We start from the raw sequence: 20,991 nt of genomic DNA, 5'->3' as shown, positions 1-20,991 counted from the left end.
CCAAGGCCGCCTGAAAAGCAAACGCCCGGCAATGCCGGGCGTCGCTGGAATCAAACGAATTGGTCGGGGCGGCCGGATTTGAACCGACGACCACTTGTCCCCCAGACAAGTGCGCTACCAGGCTGCGCTACGCCCCGAAGTCTTGCGGTCCGCCGTGGGGCGGGCGGTGAGTATAGCCGATTACCGTGGAATCCGAACCACTATCGTGGCTTATCGCCGCAGCAACTGCAGCACTTCTTCCAACTCCATACGCACCTGGCGGACGATCTGCGAACTCAGCGCCGACTCGTCCTTGGCGTCGTCGCCCTCCAGCCGCAACCGCGCCCCGCCGATGGTGTAGCCCTGCTCGTACAGCAAGCCGCGGATCTGGCGGACCATCAGCACTTCATGGCGTTGGTAGTAACGACGGTTGCCACGACGCTTGACCGGCTTGAGCGACGGGAACTCGGTTTCCCAATAACGCAGTACATGGGGCTTCACGTCGCACAACTCGCTGACTTCACCGATGGTGAAGTAGCGTTTGGCCGGAATCGGCGGAAGCTCGCGGTTGCTGCCCGGATCAAGCACGTGCGGCCCCTGCGTACGATTCGACACGTTCCTTCAGCTTCTGGCCTGGCCGGAATGTGACCACGGTCCGGGCCGAGATCGGGATCTCCTCACCGGTCTTCGGGTTGCGGCCCGGCCGCTGGCTCTTGCGCCGCAAGTCGAAGTTGCCAAATCCCGACAACTTGACCTGCCGCCCGGACTGCAAGGCTTCGCGCAGGGAGTCGAAGAACGCATCGACGAACTCCTTGGCCTCGCGCTTGTTGAGACCGACCTCGTCAAACAGTCGTTCGGCCATTTCAGCCTTGGTCAACGCCATGATCCATTTCCTTCCGATAGCCTATCGCCGCACGATTGCCGTTTTGCACCATCGCGGCCAACTTGCCGCGACCATCAACTGCGTAGCGTGGCGCCGTGCTCCGACTGCAACGCCGCAGTGACCGCAGTAACCACCGCATCCACGTCGGGCTCAGTCAGCGTGCGGGATTCTTCCTGCAAAATCAAGCCCATAGCGAGACTCTTGCACCCTGATTCAACACCCTTGCCCTGGTACTGATCAAACAACACCAGCTCACGCAGCACGGGACCCGCAGCGCCACGGACGCTGGCGGAAACCATCGCCCAGGAAACATCATCGGGCACCACGAAGGCCAGGTCACGGCGCACTGACGGGTACCTGGACAAGGCCGCTGCACGTGGCAGCGCGCGCGCGGTCAGCGGCGCCAGGTCGAGCTCGAACGCCACCACGTCGCGATCGATTTCCATCGCCTGTTGCAGGCGCGGATGCAATTGGCCGATCCAACCCAGTGCGATCGCGCTGCCTTTGTCGTCAATGCGGAAGACGTCGGCGCAGCGGCCCGGGTGTGCCCAGCCCGGCTGCGACGCCCGGTACTCCAAGCGGGCCCCCGACAACGCGGCCAGACTCTCCAGGTCGCCCTTCAGGTCGTGAAAACCCACCTCGCGCTCGGCCACGGCCCATTGCTCGATGGAGACATTGCCGCAGACCGCGCCCGCCACTCGCAGGCGCTGATGCGGCGCTTGTCCGCTGGCCACGGTGAATACATTGCCCAGCTCGAACAGGCGCACACGGGACTGCTGGCGTGCGACATTGCGGCCCAGCGCGGCGACCAGTCCTGGCAGCAACGAGGTGCGCATCACCGCGAGCTCGGCGCTGAGCGGATTGGCCAGCGACACCGCGCCATCGCCCAAACCCCAGGACTGCAACAGCCCGGCGTCGACGAAGGCGTAGTTGATGGCCTCCAGGTAATCGCGCCCAACCAGTTGCCGACGGATGCTGCCCTCGTCCACCGTCGCCTCGCTGGGCGCGGCCAGCCGCAAGGCGCCGGACGGCAGGGTCGTGGGGATCGAGTCGTAGCCGTGGATCCGTGCTACTTCCTCGATCAGGTCTTCTTCGATCGCGATGTCGAACCGCCGACCCGGTGCGGTGATCTGCCAGCCCTCGTCACTTACCTCGACGGCCAGGCCCAACGCTTTCAGGATCTGCTCGACCTTGGCATCGGGCACGTCCAGCCCCAACACGCGGGCAAGCCGGGCGCGACGCAGATTGATCGGCTGTGGTTGTGGCAGGTGTTCCGGCAACGCTTCTTCCACCACCGGACCGGGCATGCCACCGGCAGCATCAAGGATCAACCGGGTTGCATACTCGATCGCCGCACGCGGCAGCTCCGGATCCACGCCGCGCTCGTAACGGTGCGCGGCGTCGGTGTGCATACCGATTTTGCGGCTACGGCCGATGATCGCGCTGGGGGCGAAATGGGCAGACTCGAGGAATACGTTGCGGCTGGCGTCGGTGACCCGCGTATCGAAGCCACCCATCACACCGGCCAGCGCAACCGGCTTGTCGGCGTCGGTAGTGGCCAGGAACTGCTCATCGAGCTGGACCGTCCTGCCATCCAGCAACTTCAGGCTTTCCCCGGCTTGCGCCCAGCGCACACCGATCGGCCCGGCCAGCAGGTCCAGGTCGAAGGCATGCATTGGCTGGCCCAGTTCCAGCATCACGTACTGGGTCACGTCGACCAGCAGCGACACCGGGCGCACGCCACTGCGGCGCAAGCGCTCGGCAATCCAGAGCGGGGTCGGGACGGTGCCATCGATGCCTTCGATCACCCGACCGCAGTAACGCGGTGCAGCGGCGCCGGCACTGAGCTGGATCGCAAGCTTCGTCTCGACGGTAGCGGGCACCGGTTGGATATCGAATGCGGCAACCTCCCCGTCCAGTGCCGCGGCAACGTCAAACGCGATCCCGCGCACACTGAAGCAATCCGCCCGGTTCGGAGTCAGCTTGATCTCGATACTGGCGTCGGGCAGGCCGAGCAACCCGGTCATCGGTGACCCTGTCACGGCATCGGCCGGCAGTTCCAGCAGGCCGGACGCATCGCCATCGGTCCCCAGCTCCTTGGCCGAGCACAACATGCCAAATGACTCCACCCCACGCAGCTTGGCCGGCTCGATCTTCATCCCGTCCGGCAACACGGCACCCACCTTGGCCAGCGGTGCCTTGAGGCCAGCGCGCGCGTTGGGCGCGCCACAAACGATCTGCACGATCTCGCCATTGCCGACGTCGACCTGACAGACCTGCAAACGGTCCGCCTGCGGGTGCTTGTCGGCGCTGAGTATCTGCGCGACCACCACGTCATCGAGCGATTGCCCCAGCTCGGTGACCTCTTCGACCTCCAGGCCAATCGCTGTCAGGGTTGCGACCAGCTCATCGTGGCTGGCTTCGGTTGGTACGTGCTGGCGCAGCCAGTTTTCGGAGAATTTCATCGCTGTCCACTACGCGGGATGGTCACGCGAACTGCCTCAAGAAGCGCACGTCGTTGTCGAAGAAGCTGCGCAGGTCGTCAACGCCGTATCGCAGCATGGCGAGACGCTCCACGCCCATCCCGAACGCGAACCCGGTGTACTTCTCCGGGTCGATACCGACATTGCGCAGCACGCTTGGATGGACCATCCCGCAACCGAGCACTTCCAGCCAGCGGGTGCTGCCGTCGGGCTGCTGCCAGGCGATGTCGACCTCGGCGGACGGCTCGGTGAATGGAAAGTAGCTGGGCCGGAAGCGCATCTCGAAATCGCGCTCGAAAAACGCACGCACGAACTCGGCCAGGGTGCCCTTGAGGTCGGCGAAACTGGCAACCTCGTCGATCAACAGCCCTTCGACCTGATGGAACATCGGGGTATGGGTCTGGTCACTGTCACTGCGGTAGACCTTGCCGGCGGCGATCATCCGCAACGGTGGCCTACCGCCCTTGGCAAGCAGGTCCATCATGTAGCGCACCTGCACGCCCGAGGTATGGGTGCGCAGCAAGTGCCTGTTGCCGCCGGCCTCAGCGGCATCGTCCCCGGACATGTAAAAGGTGTCGTGCATGGCCCGCGCCGGATGGTGCGGCGGGAAGTTCAGCGCCTCGAAGTTGTGCCAGTCGTCCTCGATCTCCGGACCGTCGGACAACTCGAAACCGAGGCGCCCGAAGATGTCCGTCATGCGCTCCAGGGTGCGGCTGACCGGGTGCAGCCCACCACAGGCGGCATCGATACCAGGCAGGGTAACGTCCACCGTTTCCGCCGCCAGGCGTGCATCCAGCACTGCGGCGGCCAGCGTCACCTTGCGCGCCGCCAGCGCGGTGGACAGCATATCGCGCGCCTTGTTGATCTTCTCGCCGGCCGCCTTGCGCTGGTCGCCTGGCAGGCTGCCCAGTTGCTTGAGCTGGGCAGTGATGCTGCCGGATTTGCCGAGCAAGGCCACCCGCAATGCCTCGATCAGCTCGGGCGAATCGGCGGCGGCAATATCGGCCAGTGCCTGTTCGGTCAATTGTTCGATGCCGCTCATCTGCAATCCCCAGAACCAAACATGGGGAAGGACTTGCGCCCTTCCCCATGCGTGTATTGCGTTGTCGGCTCACTGCGTCGCGGGATCAACTCCCGCACGCGAGCGACGCGACACCTTACGCTGCGAGTGCGCCCTTGGCTTTCTCGGTCAGCGCGGCAAAGCCTGCCGCGTCGTGCACGGCGATATCTGCCAGCACCTTGCGGTCAAGGGTAATGCCGGCCTTCAGCAGGCCATTCATGAAGCGGCTGTAGCTGATGCCATTGGCGCGGGATGCCGCATTGATGCGGGCGATCCACAGCGAGCGGAAATTGCGCTTCTTCTGCTTGCGGCCGATGTAGGCGTACTGCAGGGCCTTCGTGACCGCCTGATAGGCGACGCGATAGACCTTGCGGCGGGCGTGATAGTAGCCCTTGGCCTGCTTCAGGATTTTCTTGTGACGCCTACGCGCCTGTACACCACGTTTGACTCGTGCCATTTCTCAGTCCTCCTCAGGCGTACGGCAGCATGCGGGCAATACGGCCGGCATCTTCGGCGCGAACGTGGTTCGCCTGCCTCAGGTTGCGCTTCCGCTTGGTCGTCTTTTTGGTGAGGATGTGGCTACGGTTGGCGTGGCCGCACTTGAACTTGCCGGAAGCGATCTTGCGAAAACGCTTGGCCGCTCCACGGTGAGTCTTCATCTTGGGCATTGCGAATGTCCTTTCGGGTTTCTGTAACTGACCTGGGCGGTGGCATGGCCACACTTTCCGTCCTGCCCGTGCCGGCTCGTAAGCTATTGATCCGCAAGCGAATCAACAACAGGTCCTGACAACAACTGCAAACAACACCGGTTCACCCGGCCGACCATTATGCCGGCTGGGTTTCATGGTTGCAATGCGTGATGCTACTTCTTCTTGGGCGCGATCATCATCACCATCTGCCGGCCTTCCAGGCGCGGACGCGATTCAACGACAACGTCCTCGCCAAGGTCCAGCTCGATCCGGCCCGCCATCTGGCGGCCCAGCTCCTGATGGCGCATTTCGCGGCCACGGAAGCGGATGTTGACCTTGATCTTGTCGCCCTCTTCCAGGAAACGGCGCATGTTGCGCAGCTTGATCTGGTAGTCGCCTTCATCGGTAACCGGGCGGAACTTGATTTCCTTGATCTCGACCTGTTTCTGCTTCTTCTTGGCGGCGTTGGCCTTCTTCTGAAGGTCGAAGATGAACTTGCCGAAATCCATGATGCGGCAGACCGGCGGATCGCCGTGAGGCTGGATCTCGACCAGGTCGAGGCCCTCTTCCTGCGCAAGCTCGAGCGCTTCGTCGCGCGAAAGCACGCCGACCATCTCGCCATCGCTGCCAATCACACGCACCTTGGGTACGCGGATCTCCTGATTCTTGCGGTTCCGCTTGTCGGGGGTACTGATGTTGCAATCTCCGGTATGGGTCGAGCCAGCCGCGCGTGCATCTGTGCACGTGCGAATGGGCCATTATGAACTACGTTGCCTCAGCGGATGTCTTCACTGCGTAAACGCTGGGCGAATTCGGCGACGGTCATCGACCCCAGATCCTCCCCTCCGCGTGCGCGCACCGCGACCTGGCCATTTTCCTTCTCGCGGTCACCGACCACCAGCAGGTATGGCACGCGCTGCAGCGTGTGCTCGCGGATCTTATAGCCGATCTTTTCGTTGCGCAAATCGCTGGCCACCCGGAACCCTTGATCCGCAAGGGCTTTGAGCGCTTCAGCGACGTAATCGGCTTGGGCATCGGTGATGTTCATCACCACCGCCTGCACCGGCGCCAACCAGGCCGGGAAACGGCCCTCGTGGTGCTCGATCAGGATACCGATGAAGCGCTCCATCGAGCCAACGATCGCACGGTGCAGCATGACCGGGTGTTGGCGCTGGCTGGACTCGTCGATGTACTCGGCGCCCAGTCGGGCCGGCATCATGAAGTCAACCTGCATGGTGCCCAGTTGCCAGGTCCGGCCGATCGCGTCGCGCAGGTGATACTCGATCTTTGGGCCGTAGAAGGCGCCCTCGCCGGGCAGCTCCTCCCACTCCACACCGGCCGCGCGCAAGGCGCTGCGCAAGGCATCCTCGGCCTTGTCCCAGGTCGCGTCGTCGCCCATCCGCGGCTCGGGACGCAGCGCCAACTTGACCTGCACGTCGCGGAAGCCGAAGTCCGCATAGACCGCCATCGCCTGGGCGTGGAAGGCGGTGACCTCGGACTCGATCTGCGCCTCGGTGCAGAAGACGTGGCCGTCATCCTGGGTGAAACCGCGCACGCGCAGGATGCCGTGCAACGCACCCGACGGCTCGTTGCGGTGGCAGGCGCCAAACTCGCCGTAGCGGATCGGCAGGTCGCGATAACTGTGCAGGCCGTGATTGAACACCTGCACATGGCCGGGGCAATTCATCGGTTTCAGCGCGTAGGTGCGCTTCTCCGACTCGGTGAAGAACATGTTCTCCTGGTAGTTGTCCCAGTGGCCGGATTTCTTCCACAGCTCCACGTCCAGGATCTGCGGGCAACGCACCTCGGCGTAACCGCTTTGGCGATAGACGCCGCGCATGTACTGCTCCACCACCTGCCAGATCGACCAGCCCTTGGGATGCCAGAAGACCAGGCCGGGCGCCTCTTCCTGCAGGTGGAACAGGTCCTGCTGCTTGGCGATCTTGCGGTGGTCGCGCTTCTCGGCCTCTTCCAATTGCAGCAGCCAGGCCTTCAGGTCCTTGTCGTTGAGCCAACTGGTCCCGTAGATGCGGCTGAGCATCTGGTTGTTGTGGTCGCCGCGCCAATAGGCACCGGCGACCTTCATCAGCTTGAATGCGCGCAGCTTGCCGGTGCTGGGCACGTGCGGGCCACGACACAGGTCGGTGAACTCGCCCTGGCTGTAGAGCGAGAGAGCCTCGTCAGCCGGGATCGACTCGATGATCTCGGCCTTGTAGTGCTCGCCGATGCCATTGAAGAAGGCGACCGCCTCGTCGCGCGACTTGACGCTGCGACTGACTGGCTGCGCCTCCTTCACGATCTTGAGCATCTCCGCCTCGATCGCCGGCAGGTCCTCGGGGGTAAACGGGCGCTCGTAGGCGAAGTCGTAATAGAAGCCGTTGTCGATCACCGGGCCGATGGTGACCTGCGCGCCCGGGAACAGGCGCTGCACGGCCTGGGCCAACAGGTGGGCCGTCGAGTGGCGCAGCACTTCCAGCCCATCGGGGTGCTTGTCGGTGACGATCTCAAGCGATGCGTCGCGGTCCATACGGTAACTGGTGTCAACCAGCTCGCCATCGACCTTGCCGGCCAGCGCGGCCTTGGCCAGGCCGGGGCCGATCGAGAGGGCGACATCGGCGACGGAAACCGGGCTGTCGAATTCACGGCGCGAGCCGTCAGGAAGCGTGACTGCAATCATGGGTATCTGTGGGGCTCTTGCAAGAAGGACGGCCGAAAAGCTCGGCACAAATAAAAAAGACGCCCCGAAGGCGCCTGCGCGGTGCGGAAGCTTCGGGCGGAATCAACAATGTGCGCTGGTAGTGCTCATGTCACACGCTCGGCCGGCGCGTTGGCGCGGGCCACCCTCGAAACGGAGCCGGCTGGATAGCCGACCGCTATTGCAATAGTTGGGGACAAGCCGCCGCAAGTCAACGGCAGGACGGCGGGCGATAAAAAAACGGCCAGAGCCGAGGCGCTGACCGTTCTTGAACCACCAATGTGGTGGGCGGTGAGGGTTTCGAACCCCCGACCCCTACCATGTCAAGGTAATGCTCTACCACTGAGCTAACCGCCCGTTCGTCAACTTGCGTGAAGTCGACGAGAGGGCGCGCAGTTTAGCCCGGTGCGGAGGTGACGGCAATAGGGTCGTGAGGATCTCACGCCCCAAACCCCTGCTCCTTCATCAGTCGCAGGCGATCGCGCACTGCGCCTGCCTGCTCGAACTCCAGGTCGCGGGCGTGCTGGTACATCTGTTGCTCCAGCTTCTTGATGCTTGCCGCCAACTGGCCGGGGCTGAGCGCGGCGTATTCCGCCATTTCCTCGGCCACCTGGCGCGCCTTGTTGCGGCCCTTGAGCGCGTCCGGATCGACCCGGGCGCCTTCCATGATGTCCATCACCGCCCGGTTGATCGAGGTCGGCGTGATCCCGTGCTCGGTGTTGTACTCGACCTGCTTGGCCCGGCGGCGGTCGGTCTCATCGATTGCCTTCTGCATCGATTTGGTCATCTTGTCCGCGTACAGGATCGCCTTGCCGCGGACGTTGCGGGCGGCGCGGCCGATGGTCTGGATCAATGAGCCGGCCGAGCGCAGGAAGCCCTCCTTGTCCGCATCCAGGATCGCCACCAGCGACACCTCCGGCATGTCCAGGCCCTCGCGCAACAGGTTGATGCCGACCAGCACGTCGAACTTGCCCAGTCGCAGGTCGCGGATGATCTCCACCCGTTCCACCGTGTCGATGTCCGAGTGCAGGTAGCGCACCCGGACGCCGTGCTCGGCGAGGTATTCGGTGAGGTTCTCGGACATGCGCTTGGTCAGGGTGGTGATCAGCACCCGGTCGCCCATGGCCACGCGCTTGGTGATCTCGCCCATGACGTCGTCGACCTGGGTCGCGACCGGACGGATCTCGACCTGCGGGTCGATCAGGCCGGTCGGCCGCACAACCAGTTCGACCACCTGCCCTTCGGACTTCTCCAATTCGTAATCGCGCGGGGTCGCGGAGACGAAGATCGAGCGCGGCGAGCGCCCTTCCCACTCCTCGAACTTCAGCGGCCGGTTGTCCAGCGCGGACGGCAGCCGGAACCCGAACTCGACCAGCGTCTCCTTGCGCGAGCGGTCGCCCTTGTACATCGCGCCGATCTGCGGGACGGTCACGTGCGACTCGTCCAGCACCAGCAGCGCATCCGGCGGCAGGTAGTCGAACAGGCACGGCGGCGGCTCGCCGGGCATGTGGCCGGTCAGGTGGCGCGAGTAGTTCTCCACACCGTTGCAGAAACCGACCTCGGCCAGCATCTCCAGATCGAACTGGGTGCGCTGTGCGAGCCGCTGCGCCTCGACCAGCTTGTTCTGCTCATACAGGTGCTCCAGGCGGACCTTGAGCTCCTCCTTGATCGCCTTGACCGCATCCAGCACGCTGCGGCGCGTGGTCACGTAGTGCGACTTCGGGTAGATCGTGTAGCGCGGCAGCTTGCGCAGGGTCTCGCCGGTCAGCGGATCGAACGCGGTGACCGCTTCGATCTCGCCGTCGAACAGCTCGATCCGGACCGCCTCCATCTCCGACTCCGCCGGGTGCACGTCGATCACCTCGCCGCGCACCCGGTAGGTGCCGCGCCGCAGCTCGGTGTCGTTGCGCACGTACTGCATCTCGGTCAGGCGGCGGATCAGCTCGCGCTGGTCGATGCGCTCGCCCCGCACCATGTGCAGCACCATCCGGAAATATTCGTTCGGGTCGCCCAGCCCGTAGATCGCCGACACCGTGCACACGATGATCGCGTCGCGCCGCTCCAGCAGCGCCTTGGTCGCCGACAACCGCATCTGCTCGATGTGCTCGTTGACCGAGCTGTCCTTCTCGATGAACGTGTCCGACGACGCCACGTAAGCCTCGGGCTGGTAGTAGTCGTAGTAGCTGACGAAGTACTCGACCGCGTTGTTGGGAAAGAACGACTTGAACTCCCCGTACAACTGCGCCGCCAGCGTCTTGTTGGGCGCCATCACCAGGGTCGGTCTCTGCACCTGCTGGATCACGTTGGCAATGGTGTAGGTCTTGCCCGAGCCGGTCACGCCCAGCAACGTCTGGTGTGCCAGGCCGGCCTCGAAACCGGCCACCAGCTTCTCGATCGCCTGCGGCTGGTCGCCCGCCGGGGAGTACGGCGAGACCAGCTCGAAGGTGCCTTCGCGCTGGCGCGAACCCGGGAACCGGTCGCCGGGCTGTGGCGCTTTCCGGCCGGATTGCGTCGGGGGTGTCGCCATGTGGGTTTCGTCGTTCATCGTGTCGAAGCGTCTGGCCGCCAAACCCCAAGTGTAGGACCCCACCTTGATGGGGGCAGGGGCGGCACTTCCCTACCCCGGCGCGGGCAGGTGGCCGATAACCATTCAGCCCAGCGCGCGCGACCCTGCAGGCTGTCCGAATGGAGTCGGCCGATGAAGTCCGTGGCGAAAGGATTCACATTGCTTGAGTTGATGGTGACGTTGGCGGTGCTGGCGGCGGCCTTGGGGGTCGGTCTTCCCGCTTTGGCCTCCGTTATCGAACGCACGCGAGTCGCCAGTACCTATCACCTGCTCACCGCATCGCTGATGGCCGCCCGAACTGCCGCGGTCACCCGGTCGGAGCCCGTCACCGTCTGTCCCAGCAGCGATGGGATGCGATGCCGGGGCGACCAGGTCTGGGAGGGTGGCTGGATCATCTTTGTCGACTCGGGTCGTACCGGGCAACCGAGCGGCGCAGCCTCAGTCTTGCGCCAGATTGACGCTATCAACGGCAATCTTTCCCTACGCACCACCAGCGGACGCCAACGCGTGCGCTACCTCCCCAGTGGCCGCGCCTACGGCAGCAACGTCAGCCTGCGACTGTGCGGGCATGACGATGAGCGATTGATCGGCGAAGTGGTAGTCAACAATGCCGGCCGCGCACGTACTCAACGCGCCACCGGATACGAGCCCTGCCCCTACTAATCGCCTGCGGACCCACTACGATTGCCACTCTGTAGCGTCATGAGCCCTTGACCCCTGCCACGTACCGCTTACAATGCCCGTCCCCGCCCGAATAGCTCAGCTGGTTAGAGCACTTGACTGTTAATCAGGGGGTCGCTGGTTCGAGTCCAGCTTCGGGCGCCATACAAAAACAAAGGCTCGCATTGCTGCGAGCCTTTGTTTTGCGTGTCAACTATGTACTGTTTGGCGTCACCAACACCTTTCGACCGAGCCACTCGTACTGCTGATGCTCTTCACCCCAGCCTGATTGATGCTCAAAGCTCCGCACTGGGTATCCTTCTCCTGACTGCCCTCGGGGCTGGCGGTAAGGTCATAACCATCTGCATCGTCATTCGCCAGGGCGATCGTGTAACGGGCCGTGCCCGTATGCGGTGACTGACCGAAAGCACCCATGTTGAAGCCGGCGTAAGTGTTGTTCACTGTGCGATGGCGCTCGAGCAACTGGGCGGTTTCCATCAAGTCGGCCTTGGCTTGCCCGCGATGCCCCTTTCGCACGCTGTCCGCGTACGAGGGGTAGGCAACCGCCGCCAGAATCGCGATTACGGCTACCACGATCATCAACTCGATCAGCGTAAAACCGGCGACCTTCCCCTTGCCGGTGTTCGAATACATATGTCGCTCGGTAATGTTCATCAGCGCACCTGCCTCCATGATTGGCGACCACACGCTCTCCATCGATACAACGGGTCAGCGCCTGGCACCACCACCATCACGTCGCACCGCCCCTCACCAAGAAGTGCATCCAACCTGGCTTGGTACTCGGCCTCCGTCTCGCCTGTAACGGGTGAAAGCCTATCCAAACCCGGACTGGCGAAAATCCCGATATCCATGACCGGTGAGCTACCACCCACCGCCAACTCCATCTTGCCGGTGCCTTGCGGTGCCGGATCCCCGTCTTCTTTGCGGAAGCTGCCCAGGTCACCTCCACCCGTCAGGGCTTTCAAACCATACAAGGCGTTGGCGCCACCGCCTGCGCACGGATCCGTGCTGCTGGGTGCATAGGTTGGGAACAGGAACGTCCCACCCTCCAGCCGCGGTCGCCCAACGACCCGCTCTCCGGCAGCAACATTAGTGCCGGCGGAGTTTTCGATTTTGCTGTCCAGGTCCAGATACCAACCACTTTGGTCCCCGTAGTAATTGGGATCGATGTTCGAAACGACGCCGGTGCCTGCATCCAATGTCTGAGCTTGCAGATTGCTCCTCACCAACGTCGTCGTGCCGGCGTCGCCTATATCCAGCACGCCGTAGACCGATTGCATATCACTATTGGTCTTGTCGTTGATGTTGCCAACTGCCTCAAACATGAAGCTGCCGGTGCCGAACAGCACCATCACGCCACCCTTTGGACCCAGCGCGACCTCAAGGCCGCCGGTGATAGGCTGCCGCTTGCCTTCGCTGTCCTTGGCCGTGAACACCGGCAAACCGGATACTTCAAACGAGCCGCCATCAGTAAGGTCGAAACGCCAGATATTGCCGTGCAGGTCTCCCCCATAGATCGTATCGACAAAGCCATCACTGCCTTCGCTGACGACGCCTTCGGCGATCAGCTTGCGATCGATCGCAACGATGTTGCCCAGGCCGTTGGGTCGAGAAAGACCACCGGTGCTCTCCTTGGCTTTGACCGTGGTGACCGCGCCGGTGCCAATATCAACCACGAACAGATGCGCACTGCCATCGGCGCCGGATACGCTGCCGTAACCATTGCCGAAGACCGCTTTCCACGCAGTCGACCCGTCCTTGGCCCGTACCGGAACGATCAGGGGTTTGGCCAGTACATGGCCGATTTCATTCCCCGTCGTCCCCCCGGATTTGTCACTGATCTCCCACAAGACGCTGGGAGCTGCGGTGCTGTTCGGCGTGGTCGCGTCAAGCGCAAACACTCCCTTGCCGCCCGCGCCAGGCGCGCCTACCAAGACGGTATGCCAGGCATTGCCGTACATCGCGTCAGAAACGGTGATCTGCCCATCCACGTAATAGCGATGCTGGAAGTCCTTGATATCCGGGAACAACAGGTTGCCCATGTATCCCACTGCAGTGGCGGGGATATAGGCGAACGTCTCTGCTCCGCTGTCACCATTGAACGCGTGCAACATGCCGTCGTTGGCACCGACGTACACCGACGTGCCAAGCGTGGACTTGGTGGCCAGATAGTCTTCGTAATCGTATGGGTCGCTCTCCTGGGCGGTCGCCCCCGTCCCCAGCAGCGCTGCATAGCCATAATTGTCGCGCGGGGAGGCTACCACTGGCGCCGAATTGATGATGTCGCCAAGCAGGGTGGTCCGGGTCCGCAGCTTCTTGCCAGTACCGGCATTCGACGTATCGCCGCGCAGATAATCGATCGCCTCATCACGAGTAGCCACCGTGCTGAGGCGGGTGCTGCAGGTACTGGTCGAAGGGTAATCGGCGCACAGACTAGCCAGCGTGAGATCAGTGTTCGTCTTGGCGAAGCTGCTGACCGTGGGCTTGGCCGTACCGGCCGTGGTCTTGCCGAAATAGATGTTCCGGCTGCCGTGCGCCGGGAGCTCCTCGCTAGCTTCCCACTTCAGCGTCGGCTCCAAAGTTCCGGTCGCGGCTGAGTAGGCCATCTCGAAAGCCGTCAACTCACCGTACCAATCGGTTCCGTCGACTCCAAACGATGGCGATAGCGACAAGGAATCGCCGCTTACGCGGGCGCCGCTGACAGTGAGACTGCCTGACTGGCCCGCTTGTGCCGACACTGCCGACAGCACGGCACTCATTGCATCGGTGATCTTTCCCGGTGTAGTGGCATTAATGAACTTGCCACGCGTGTTCATGGTTGCGTGCCAGATCTCATCTACCGTACTGGGGTTGTTGTCTTGGCGCGCCTCCCACGCGGGCGAGGGCTTTTCGCCAGAAAATACCTGTTCGGTTGCCACTGAGCCGTCGCTGGTGCCGTCTGCGAGTACACCATACGTGCTACCAAACATATCGCCCTTGGCGCCCAACGTGATTCCATAAAAATTCATGTGCAAATTTTCCTGACAATCCAGACGTTCGTCAGGATTGGCGCCTTCACACGCCAGTGGGCGAGGCACTTTGCCTGCCTGGAGGTCGGGTCGCAATGGCGAATTACCGGACCTGTCCAGATAGAATGACGTCACAATATCCGCAAGAGTGTTGGAATGCGTATCTGCGAACGGCGCACCCATCGCCCCATCGGCGTTACTGATCTCTGCGCTTGGCCCGCCGCCATTGCTATAACCATCAGTAAACAGCATCCCAGCGTTCTTCTGGCAACTCGTCTGGATAGGTGCGTTTTCATCCCTGCGCTGGAACTGGTCACCAATGTGCTGCACAGCGTTGCGGTTGGGCGTACCGCCATTAGCATTCAGCGCCAGCATCTGACCATACAGTGCCGCTTTGTCCGAAGGCACGTCCATGTCACGCATGGTAACGTTGCCGTAGTTCGAGTTAATTGTGAAATACCCCACATTCAATTTGCTTACGTCCCTCATGGAGCGCGTGAGGCCGGCGATCATAGCCCGTTGGCGATTACCATAAAAAGAGAACCAGTTGGCATAGTTCTGCTTGGCTGCAGCACTTGTCGGCTCGTACTTCCACAACGCACATCCTGGTCCGCACGCGTCGTTAACTTTGATCCCGTCACTGTACCCGTCCAGCGCCTTCAGGGTTTCCAGATAGACAACCGCAGCCGGGCCATGGAAATAGGCGCTCCTGCCATCCCCGCGCGCCCAGTAATATCCCCCATTCCCAACAGTATAATTATTTCCATTGTATCTATACTGTGTTCCCGGAGACAGATACATACCATTCTGCATCCTATAGCTATTTTCCGTGTCCAGAGAACTGGAAAACAGGTTCACGGTCGAACCCTTAGTCGGATGGATGCGGGTATTTGCTACGTTGGCATCGGGGTAATTATTACCGTCAGCTTGCGTCCATGGCTGGTAAGTTGCGTCGGGATCAAAATACGAAGGATTCCAGTCCGGTGACCTAGCAAATCCGAGCGAATCCAGGGGCGCAATCCCATAATAAGCTCCCCCAATACGATCACCAGGCGACACGTAAAGATAGTTGCAGCTCCCGCTAGTCCGCAGAGCTGTATCAACCCCCGACCCACTGAAGAAGCTATCCGCATTAGTGCTCCAGCACGCCTCACCGTCGCTGCCCGGAAACAAAGTTTGAAACGTCATTGACCCCGAGTCATCAACCGCCATGATAAAAGCGGGTGTAGCCCCACCGCCGAGACTAAGCGGACTCTGGGTCAGTGTGCCTTCACCCTGAGCCGGATCGTTGACGCCGGCAGGGCTGATGGTGGCCAACGAGGCCGCAATCAGGGCGCTCAAGGCAAGTACAATGGTTTTGTCATTCATGGCTAGGCCACTCACGGAATAAAGATGGTATCGACGGCAGCGTCGGACGTTGCACCGGCATCAGGGGAATATGCGGTCACCTGGTACATCTGGTCAGTTTTCTCGCTTTCCGCGCGCACGCCCGTCCCCAGTGAGCCACCGGGTGTGCATCGGTCGATGCGCCGGGAACGGCTGACCGCTACAGGCGTAGTGAGCGCGGCTTGGTCTTCCGCCCACGCCACCGGGTCAAACGTCGGGTCGCAACGCTCCTGATCGGAGATGAACATTCCACCGCTGTTGAAGTCCAATTCGATCTCCGCCTCCAGGGCGCGCGCTTCGCTTTCTGCCAATTGGAAGGCGATATTGGTAGCGCGGTAATTGGCCGACATACGCTCCTGTAACATGGCGATCTGCATACCGGCAACACCCAACAGCGCAAGTAACACCAGGAATACCAGTGCTACGTAGAGCACGGCGCCGCGTTGGCGCGCAGGCGGGCACAAAATAGTCTGCATCGTCATGCCCTCAATTTCCGTACAAGCGGTTGCGCAGTGCAATCGATGATTCATAGACCGAGCGATAGAAGGTGTCGCCGGCCGGCGGTGTCATGCTGACTCCCAATACCGATGGTGCATTGATGGCCTGATCGGCTGCCGCCGGATCACTACTGCGCATCAGCATGCCTACCTGGACCATGCCAACGCGGCGCCAGTCGTTGGCCTGCGCGTAAGTCGGGGCAGCGGCTGCTCCGCCGATATCGGCGGCGACGGTATTGCGGGTGATATAGCCCGTTGGGCGCGTACCGGGAGCACTCTGATCCCTGCCATAGATCAGCTGCAACGACTCCACGCCCTCCACCAACTCCTCGCTGACGTAAGCTCCAATACCATTTGCCGCCGCGCGGAACAGCGATGGTCCACCGCCAGCGCCCACACCCACGTAATAAACCAGGCTTTCTGCACGATACAACGTGGCTTGACTCGGCTGATAGGCCTCGACACCGCCAAACCCGCTTTTATTTGTCAATGACCCACCGGCCGAAAACCCTACCTCGCCAGTACCCGCATCCAACAGCTTGCCGGAGAATATCGTGGCCTGCGCACAGTCGGAGATGCCAAACAGAGCCGTCGCATTGACCACCAGATCATTGGTCACATCGGTCCCCGCGCTGGCCGGCGTAATCGAGGCCGCGACCCCGTTACTGGCCGTCACGTTAAAACCTGCGGCACCATCTTGGAGGCTTACTCCAGCTGGAGCAAAATAATGCATTACCAGTATGTCGCTGTTGGCAACCGGATTCAGGTTTTCGATCTCGGTCGGCAGGTTTGGCAACCACAAGTTCGCATTACCCGCAGCCACTGTAGTGGTCGGCAGAGTAATGGTGTCACCGGGTCCGGAGCTTGCGGCCTCGAAACCCTGGATACCCATGTCAAAGCGGAGCGGAACCGAGGCGGCTACATGGTTAACGTCATCAGGGAGGAACTTGAGATGTACGCCTTCCATGCCCTCCTGCATGCGCGCCTGATCGTTGACACAACCCAGGTGCCCGGCCATGCGCAAGTCGCGCTGCATTGAGTCCATCGCGAAACGTGCGTTCTCCTGAGTGCGGGCCACGCCGGATGAGAGCTGATAGGCCGCTCTCGATGCGGACATCACCTGCACCAAGCCCAGCAATAGCACCACACCAATCGCCATTGCGATCAGCAACTCGATCAGCGACAGGCCAGCAGTTGCCGCGCGGGGAGATAAGCGAGGCGTACTCATAGCCTTGTCTCAACTTCGAATGTGGTGGTCTTGTCCGGCGCACCGGCATCCGCACTGTCCTCGCGACCGACGTCATCCGCCCACGACACGGCAACTGTTACCACATCACCAACAAAATCAATCTTGGCAGTGCCATTGGGTAAATTTGATACCACTTCGCACTTCCAGCGACTGATATTGTTGCTGTAGTTACCGCTTGTGCCCCGGACGCACCCAGTCGCCGGAACCACCACTGGAAAATCAGCGTCATCGATAAACCCGTACCGACGTGCGGCCACGCTATTGGAACGCATCATATCCAGCACTTCATACGTCAGATTGGTTGCCATGGTGCGATGTTGAGCACTTTGCGTATAACGGACGCTCAGCACTTGCAAAAAAGCCAAGCCGAGCAAGCCAAACGCCAACAGCAGCAGAGCTATAAGCACTTCGATGAGTGAAAATCCCTGGGCTCTCCGGATGCTACCCGCTCTGGTGCGTCTGGCTTTGAAGTTGAGGTTCATTGACACGCCTCTTTGCTCATACGAGTTTGGCCGCTACGCGAGACGTGGATGCGACGTTGCAATTCGGCATCATTTGGGCAGTCCGTGGGCCTCAGCACAACATCGATCGCCGAAACCACCCGACCGCGTCTGTCAAAAGCAACCGCAGGAACCGCGGCGGCCCCGCCCGTGGGCGCTGCAGTAAATGACAGGCTTGGTTTCGCTTCGAAATAGCGGATTGCAGTGTCCCCGGTGGACCACACCCCGGTCGCGTCGTTGTCGCCGAACACCAGTACCCCGGCATTCCAGTCGCTGCCGCTGCACGCGGACCCATCGCCTGATGGACACACACCTGCGCCACTGTTGCTACGGATGGCCTCGGTGCGTGCAAGGTTGAAAGATGCGATCAAGCTGTTGGTAGCCGTGGCAACGCGATTCGACCGGAGTACGCTGGTAAATGACGGATAGGCGAGCGTCATACCGATCGCCGCGATGGCAATGGTGATCATCAACTCAACCAAGGTGAATCCGGCGCTACTTCTTGTGCGACACATAGTTGCTCCCCAGCGTCTGTATGGGCATCCTCACTGAACATTGCTCATGGATACAAGGACAAGGCGATAGGCGGTCGTATCGAGTCCGTGGGCGTACGTTGGATCCGGATGGACTACCCTCACGTCCATGCACAAGACCGCTGCTACCTACGACCCACTCGACGCGCTGTGGCAAGCTCCGGCAGTTCTCTGGATGCTGCTCGCGGGCGAGGGTGTTGCGGTTGTGCTGACCCTCGCACCCGGTATTGAGGATGATCGCTTGCGCTATTTCGGCCTGATATCTCTGGCGATCCAGTGGATATCGCTGAGCACGCTGGCAGCGCTGTATCTGATGAGACGCCCGCTGGCCCATTTGCGGCCGCCCCATGTAGCCTACGTTGCCTTGGCATTGCTGGTCGTCTTTACCTTGACGATCTCCAACCTCGCGTGGTTCTTCTTCCGCGACGTATGGTCGTTATCGGCAGATAAGTGGAACGGGATGCAATGGCGCCTGACCGGCATCGTGCTGGCCGTAGGCCTACTCGGACTGGCCGCCTTCCAGAACCATTGGCGCGGCCGGCTCCACGCGGTCCGCGCCAAGCAGTCCGAGCTGCAGGCGCTGCAGGCGCGCATCCGGCCGCACTTCCTGTTCAACACACTCAACACCGGCGCGGCGCTGGTGCACGAGCGGCCGGAGGAGGCGGAGCGGTTGCTGCTGGACCTGGCCGACCTGTTCCGCGCGGCGTTGGCGGGGCCACGGCAGATTTCACTGGAAGACGAGCTGTCGCTGGCGCGGCGGTATCTGGAAATCGAGGCGCTGCGCTTTGGTGATCGCCTGACGATTGGCTGGCATTTGCCGCGCGAGTTGCCGGCGGTGACGGTGCCGGCGCTGTCGATCCAGCCGTTGGTGGAGAACGCGATCCGGCACGGGGTGGAGCGGATGGCCAGCGGGGACATCGACGTCAACGTGAGCACCATGCCCGACACGGTGGTGGTGCGGATCAGCAACCCGCTGCCACCGGCGGGCGGGCTGTCGTTTGCCGGTCACCAGGTCGGGTTGAATGCCTCGCAGGTGCGGATCGAGGCACTAACCGGCGGCCGCGGCAGCGTGCAGACGCAGGTTGAGGCGGGACGGTTTATCGCCACGGTACGGTTGCCGGTGGAGGGGTGAGCGTCGAGGTTTTTCGGCGCTTGAATATCAAAGTCCATGGATCCCCGCCTTCGCGGGGATGACGGTCAAAAGAGGGATGACGGTCGAAAGGGAGATGACGGTCGAAAGGGAGATGACGGTCGAAAGGGAGATGACGATCAGAAAAGGGGGATGACGGTCAGAAAATAGGGGATGACGGTCAAAAGCCGAATTGCCCAGGCCTTCCTGGGTGGCAGGTGACTCAGGCCACGACCCGATAACACGGTTTGTAATCCCCGGCGATCTTCATCCGGCGCTGCTCGACGAAGGCGCGCAGCAGGCCGTCCAGAGACGCCATTATCTCGGGGTCACCATGGATCTCGAACGGGCCGTGCTCTTCGATCCGGCGCATGCCGTCCTCCTTGACGTTGCCGGCGACGATGCCGGAGAACGCGCGGCGCAGGTCGGCGGCCAGTTCATGCGGCTTGCGGCCGTGGTGCAGGTCCAGTGCGGCCATTGCTTCATGGGTCGGGACGAACGGGCGCTGGAACTCCAGCGGCACGTTGATCGACCAGTTGAAGAAGAACGAGTCGCGCTGCTCCAGGCGGTGTTCGCGGACCTTGTGCACGCCGTTGGCCATGCGCCGGGCGGTCGCGACCGGGTTGCCGGTGATGATCTCGTAGCGCTTGGTCGCGGCTTCTCCCAGGGTCAGGCGGATGAACTTGTCGATCTGCTCGAAGTACGGCGCCGAGGCGGTCGGACCGCTGAACACCAGCGGGAACGGCACGTCGGCGTTCTCCTCGCGCAGCAGGATGCCCAACAGGTACAGGATCTCCTCGGCGGTACCGACGCCACCGGGGAACACGATGATGCCGTGGCCGATGCGAATGAAGGCCTCCAGCCGCTTCTCGATGTCCGGCATGATCACCAGGTGGTTGACGATCGGGTTGGGCGACTCGGCGGCGATGATGCCCGGCTCGGTCACGCCGATGTAGCGCATCCGGCGCTTGCGTTGCTTGGCGTGGGCGATGGTGGCGCCTTTCATCGGCCCCTTCATCGCGCCGGGGCCGCAGCCGGTGCAGATGTCCAGGCCGCGCAGGCCCAGGTGGTAGCCGACCTCCTTGGTGTAGAGGTACTCCTCGCGACTGATCGAGTGGCCGCCCCAGCACACCACCAGATTGGGGTCGGCGGGCAGCAGCACGTGCGCGTTGCGCAGCAGGCCGAATACCGCATCGGTGATGCCGTTGCTGCTGTCCAGGTCACGGCCGGCATCCACGCCCAGGTCGATCGCGTGATACGCCAGGTCGCGCACCACGGCGGCCAGCAGTTCGGCGACGCCGCGGATGATCTGGCCGTCGACGAAGGCCATCGCCGGGGCGTGTTGCAGGTCGATGCGCACGCCGCGGTCCTGCTGGTGGACCTGGATATCGAAGTCCGGGTACAGCTCCTGGGCGGCGCGCGGGTCGTCGGAGGCACTCCCGCTGGTGAGCACGGCCAGCGCACAACGGCGCAACAGGTCGTGCATGCCGCCGGCAGAGGCATCGGCAAGGCGGGCGACTTCCGCACGCGACAGCAGGTCCAGGCCACCGCGTGGATGGATGCGGGCGTTGACAGTCGGCAAGGTCGCGTTGGTGGGGGCGGTCATTGGATTCCCTTGGTTATGGTTTTTCTGGTGAAGACTTTAGCGCACAC

At 62.2% G+C, this 20,991-nt stretch carries 18 protein-coding genes and 3 tRNA genes; 3 read left to right on the top strand and 18 right to left on the bottom strand.

Annotated elements, in window-relative coordinates; all coding sequences use genetic code 11:
- Positions 1-60: 60 nt before the first annotated feature.
- The 11 genes from ACW7G1_RS06515 to uvrB form a co-directional block, all read right to left on the bottom strand.
- Positions 61-137 (bottom strand) — tRNA-Pro (locus ACW7G1_RS06515).
- A gap of 73 nt (positions 138-210) precedes the next feature.
- Positions 211-567 carry a MerR family transcriptional regulator gene (locus tag ACW7G1_RS06510; RefSeq protein WP_456962930.1) on the bottom strand — a complete coding sequence of 119 codons (357 nt, stop codon included), beginning with the start codon at positions 565-567 and terminating at the stop codon, positions 211-213.
- On the bottom strand, positions 560-862 hold the full coding sequence (locus ACW7G1_RS06505) for an integration host factor subunit alpha (RefSeq protein WP_456961050.1): 303 nt from the start codon (positions 860-862) through the stop codon (positions 560-562). The genes ACW7G1_RS06510 and ACW7G1_RS06505 overlap by 8 nt, the downstream gene beginning before the upstream one ends.
- Before the next feature lie 74 nt (positions 863-936).
- The gene (gene pheT / locus ACW7G1_RS06500) at positions 937-3,327 is read right to left on the bottom strand and encodes a phenylalanine--tRNA ligase subunit beta (protein WP_456978956.1); all 2,391 of its coding nucleotides are present in this window, start codon (positions 3,325-3,327) and stop codon (positions 937-939) included.
- A gap of 22 nt (positions 3,328-3,349) precedes the next feature.
- On the bottom strand, positions 3,350-4,387 hold the full coding sequence (gene pheS / locus ACW7G1_RS06495) for a phenylalanine--tRNA ligase subunit alpha (RefSeq protein ID WP_456978955.1): 1,038 nt from the start codon (positions 4,385-4,387) through the stop codon (positions 3,350-3,352).
- A gap of 115 nt (positions 4,388-4,502) precedes the next feature.
- The gene (gene rplT / locus ACW7G1_RS06490; RefSeq protein WP_456961047.1) at positions 4,503-4,862 is read right to left on the bottom strand and encodes a 50S ribosomal protein L20; all 360 of its coding nucleotides are present in this window, start codon (positions 4,860-4,862) and stop codon (positions 4,503-4,505) included.
- A gap of 13 nt (positions 4,863-4,875) precedes the next feature.
- A complete protein-coding gene (rpmI, locus tag ACW7G1_RS06485; RefSeq protein WP_456961046.1) occupies positions 4,876-5,073 on the bottom strand; it encodes a 50S ribosomal protein L35 in 198 nt (65 codons plus the stop codon).
- Positions 5,074-5,267: 194 nt separating this feature from the next.
- Entirely contained in the window at positions 5,268-5,789 is a 522-nt protein-coding gene (gene infC, locus ACW7G1_RS06480) for a translation initiation factor IF-3 (protein ID WP_456979858.1), read from the bottom strand.
- A gap of 80 nt (positions 5,790-5,869) precedes the next feature.
- Positions 5,870-7,771, bottom strand: a complete 1,902-nt coding sequence (gene thrS, locus ACW7G1_RS06475) for a threonine--tRNA ligase (RefSeq protein WP_456978954.1) — start codon at positions 7,769-7,771, stop codon at positions 5,870-5,872.
- Between the two features lie 300 nt (positions 7,772-8,071).
- Positions 8,072-8,146 (bottom strand) — tRNA-Val (locus ACW7G1_RS06470).
- Positions 8,147-8,228: 82 nt separating this feature from the next.
- Positions 8,229-10,334, bottom strand: a complete 2,106-nt coding sequence (gene uvrB / locus ACW7G1_RS06465) for an excinuclease ABC subunit UvrB (RefSeq protein ID WP_456978953.1) — start codon at positions 10,332-10,334, stop codon at positions 8,229-8,231.
- Between the two features lie 153 nt (positions 10,335-10,487).
- Here uvrB and ACW7G1_RS06460 point away from each other — a divergent pair, with 153 nt between their 5' ends.
- On the top strand, positions 10,488-11,018 hold the full coding sequence (locus tag ACW7G1_RS06460) for a GspH/FimT family pseudopilin (RefSeq protein WP_456978952.1): 531 nt from the start codon (positions 10,488-10,490) through the stop codon (positions 11,016-11,018).
- A gap of 85 nt (positions 11,019-11,103) precedes the next feature.
- A tRNA-Asn gene (locus tag ACW7G1_RS06455) sits at positions 11,104-11,180 on the top strand.
- Positions 11,181-11,246: 66 nt separating this feature from the next.
- On the opposite strand, the gene ACW7G1_RS06450 is transcribed toward ACW7G1_RS06455, so the two are convergent.
- From ACW7G1_RS06450 to ACW7G1_RS06425, 6 genes are read right to left on the bottom strand one after another with little or no spacing between them, the layout of a single operon-like run.
- Positions 11,247-11,690 carry a type IV pilin protein gene (locus ACW7G1_RS06450; protein WP_456978951.1) on the bottom strand — a complete coding sequence of 148 codons (444 nt, stop codon included), beginning with the start codon at positions 11,688-11,690 and terminating at the stop codon, positions 11,247-11,249.
- Positions 11,690-15,412, bottom strand: a complete 3,723-nt coding sequence (locus ACW7G1_RS06445) for a pilus assembly protein (RefSeq protein ID WP_456978950.1) — start codon at positions 15,410-15,412, stop codon at positions 11,690-11,692. Before ACW7G1_RS06445 ends, ACW7G1_RS06450 begins: the two co-directional genes overlap by 1 nt.
- Positions 15,413-15,423: 11 nt before the next feature.
- A complete protein-coding gene (locus ACW7G1_RS06440) occupies positions 15,424-15,912 on the bottom strand; it encodes a pilus assembly PilX family protein (protein ID WP_456978949.1) in 489 nt (162 codons plus the stop codon).
- A gap of 4 nt (positions 15,913-15,916) precedes the next feature.
- Positions 15,917-17,155, bottom strand: a complete 1,239-nt coding sequence (locus ACW7G1_RS06435; protein WP_456978948.1) for a PilW family protein — start codon at positions 17,153-17,155, stop codon at positions 15,917-15,919.
- Positions 17,152-17,658, bottom strand: coding sequence for a type IV pilus modification protein PilV (gene pilV / locus ACW7G1_RS06430; RefSeq protein ID WP_456978947.1), 507 nt, complete (start codon positions 17,656-17,658; stop codon positions 17,152-17,154). Before pilV ends, ACW7G1_RS06435 begins: the two co-directional genes overlap by 4 nt.
- Positions 17,655-18,191, bottom strand: a complete 537-nt coding sequence (locus tag ACW7G1_RS06425; RefSeq protein WP_456978946.1) for a GspH/FimT family pseudopilin — start codon at positions 18,189-18,191, stop codon at positions 17,655-17,657. Before ACW7G1_RS06425 ends, pilV begins: the two co-directional genes overlap by 4 nt.
- A 127-nt stretch (positions 18,192-18,318) precedes the next feature.
- Here ACW7G1_RS06425 and ACW7G1_RS06420 point away from each other — a divergent pair, with 127 nt between their 5' ends.
- On the top strand, positions 18,319-19,341 hold the full coding sequence (locus ACW7G1_RS06420; protein WP_456978945.1) for a sensor histidine kinase: 1,023 nt from the start codon (positions 18,319-18,321) through the stop codon (positions 19,339-19,341).
- A 220-nt stretch (positions 19,342-19,561) separates the two neighbouring features.
- Here the strand turns inward: ACW7G1_RS06420 and ppnN are convergent, their stop codons facing one another.
- Positions 19,562-20,944 carry a nucleotide 5'-monophosphate nucleosidase PpnN gene (gene ppnN / locus ACW7G1_RS06415; RefSeq protein ID WP_456978944.1) on the bottom strand — a complete coding sequence of 461 codons (1,383 nt, stop codon included), beginning with the start codon at positions 20,942-20,944 and terminating at the stop codon, positions 19,562-19,564.
- Positions 20,945-20,991: the final 47 nt, after the last annotated feature.

This window comes from Lysobacter sp. A378, from assembly GCF_054052125.1.
Note: the sequence above shows the minus strand (reverse complement) of the source record. Positions and strands in the feature narration are given on the sequence as shown.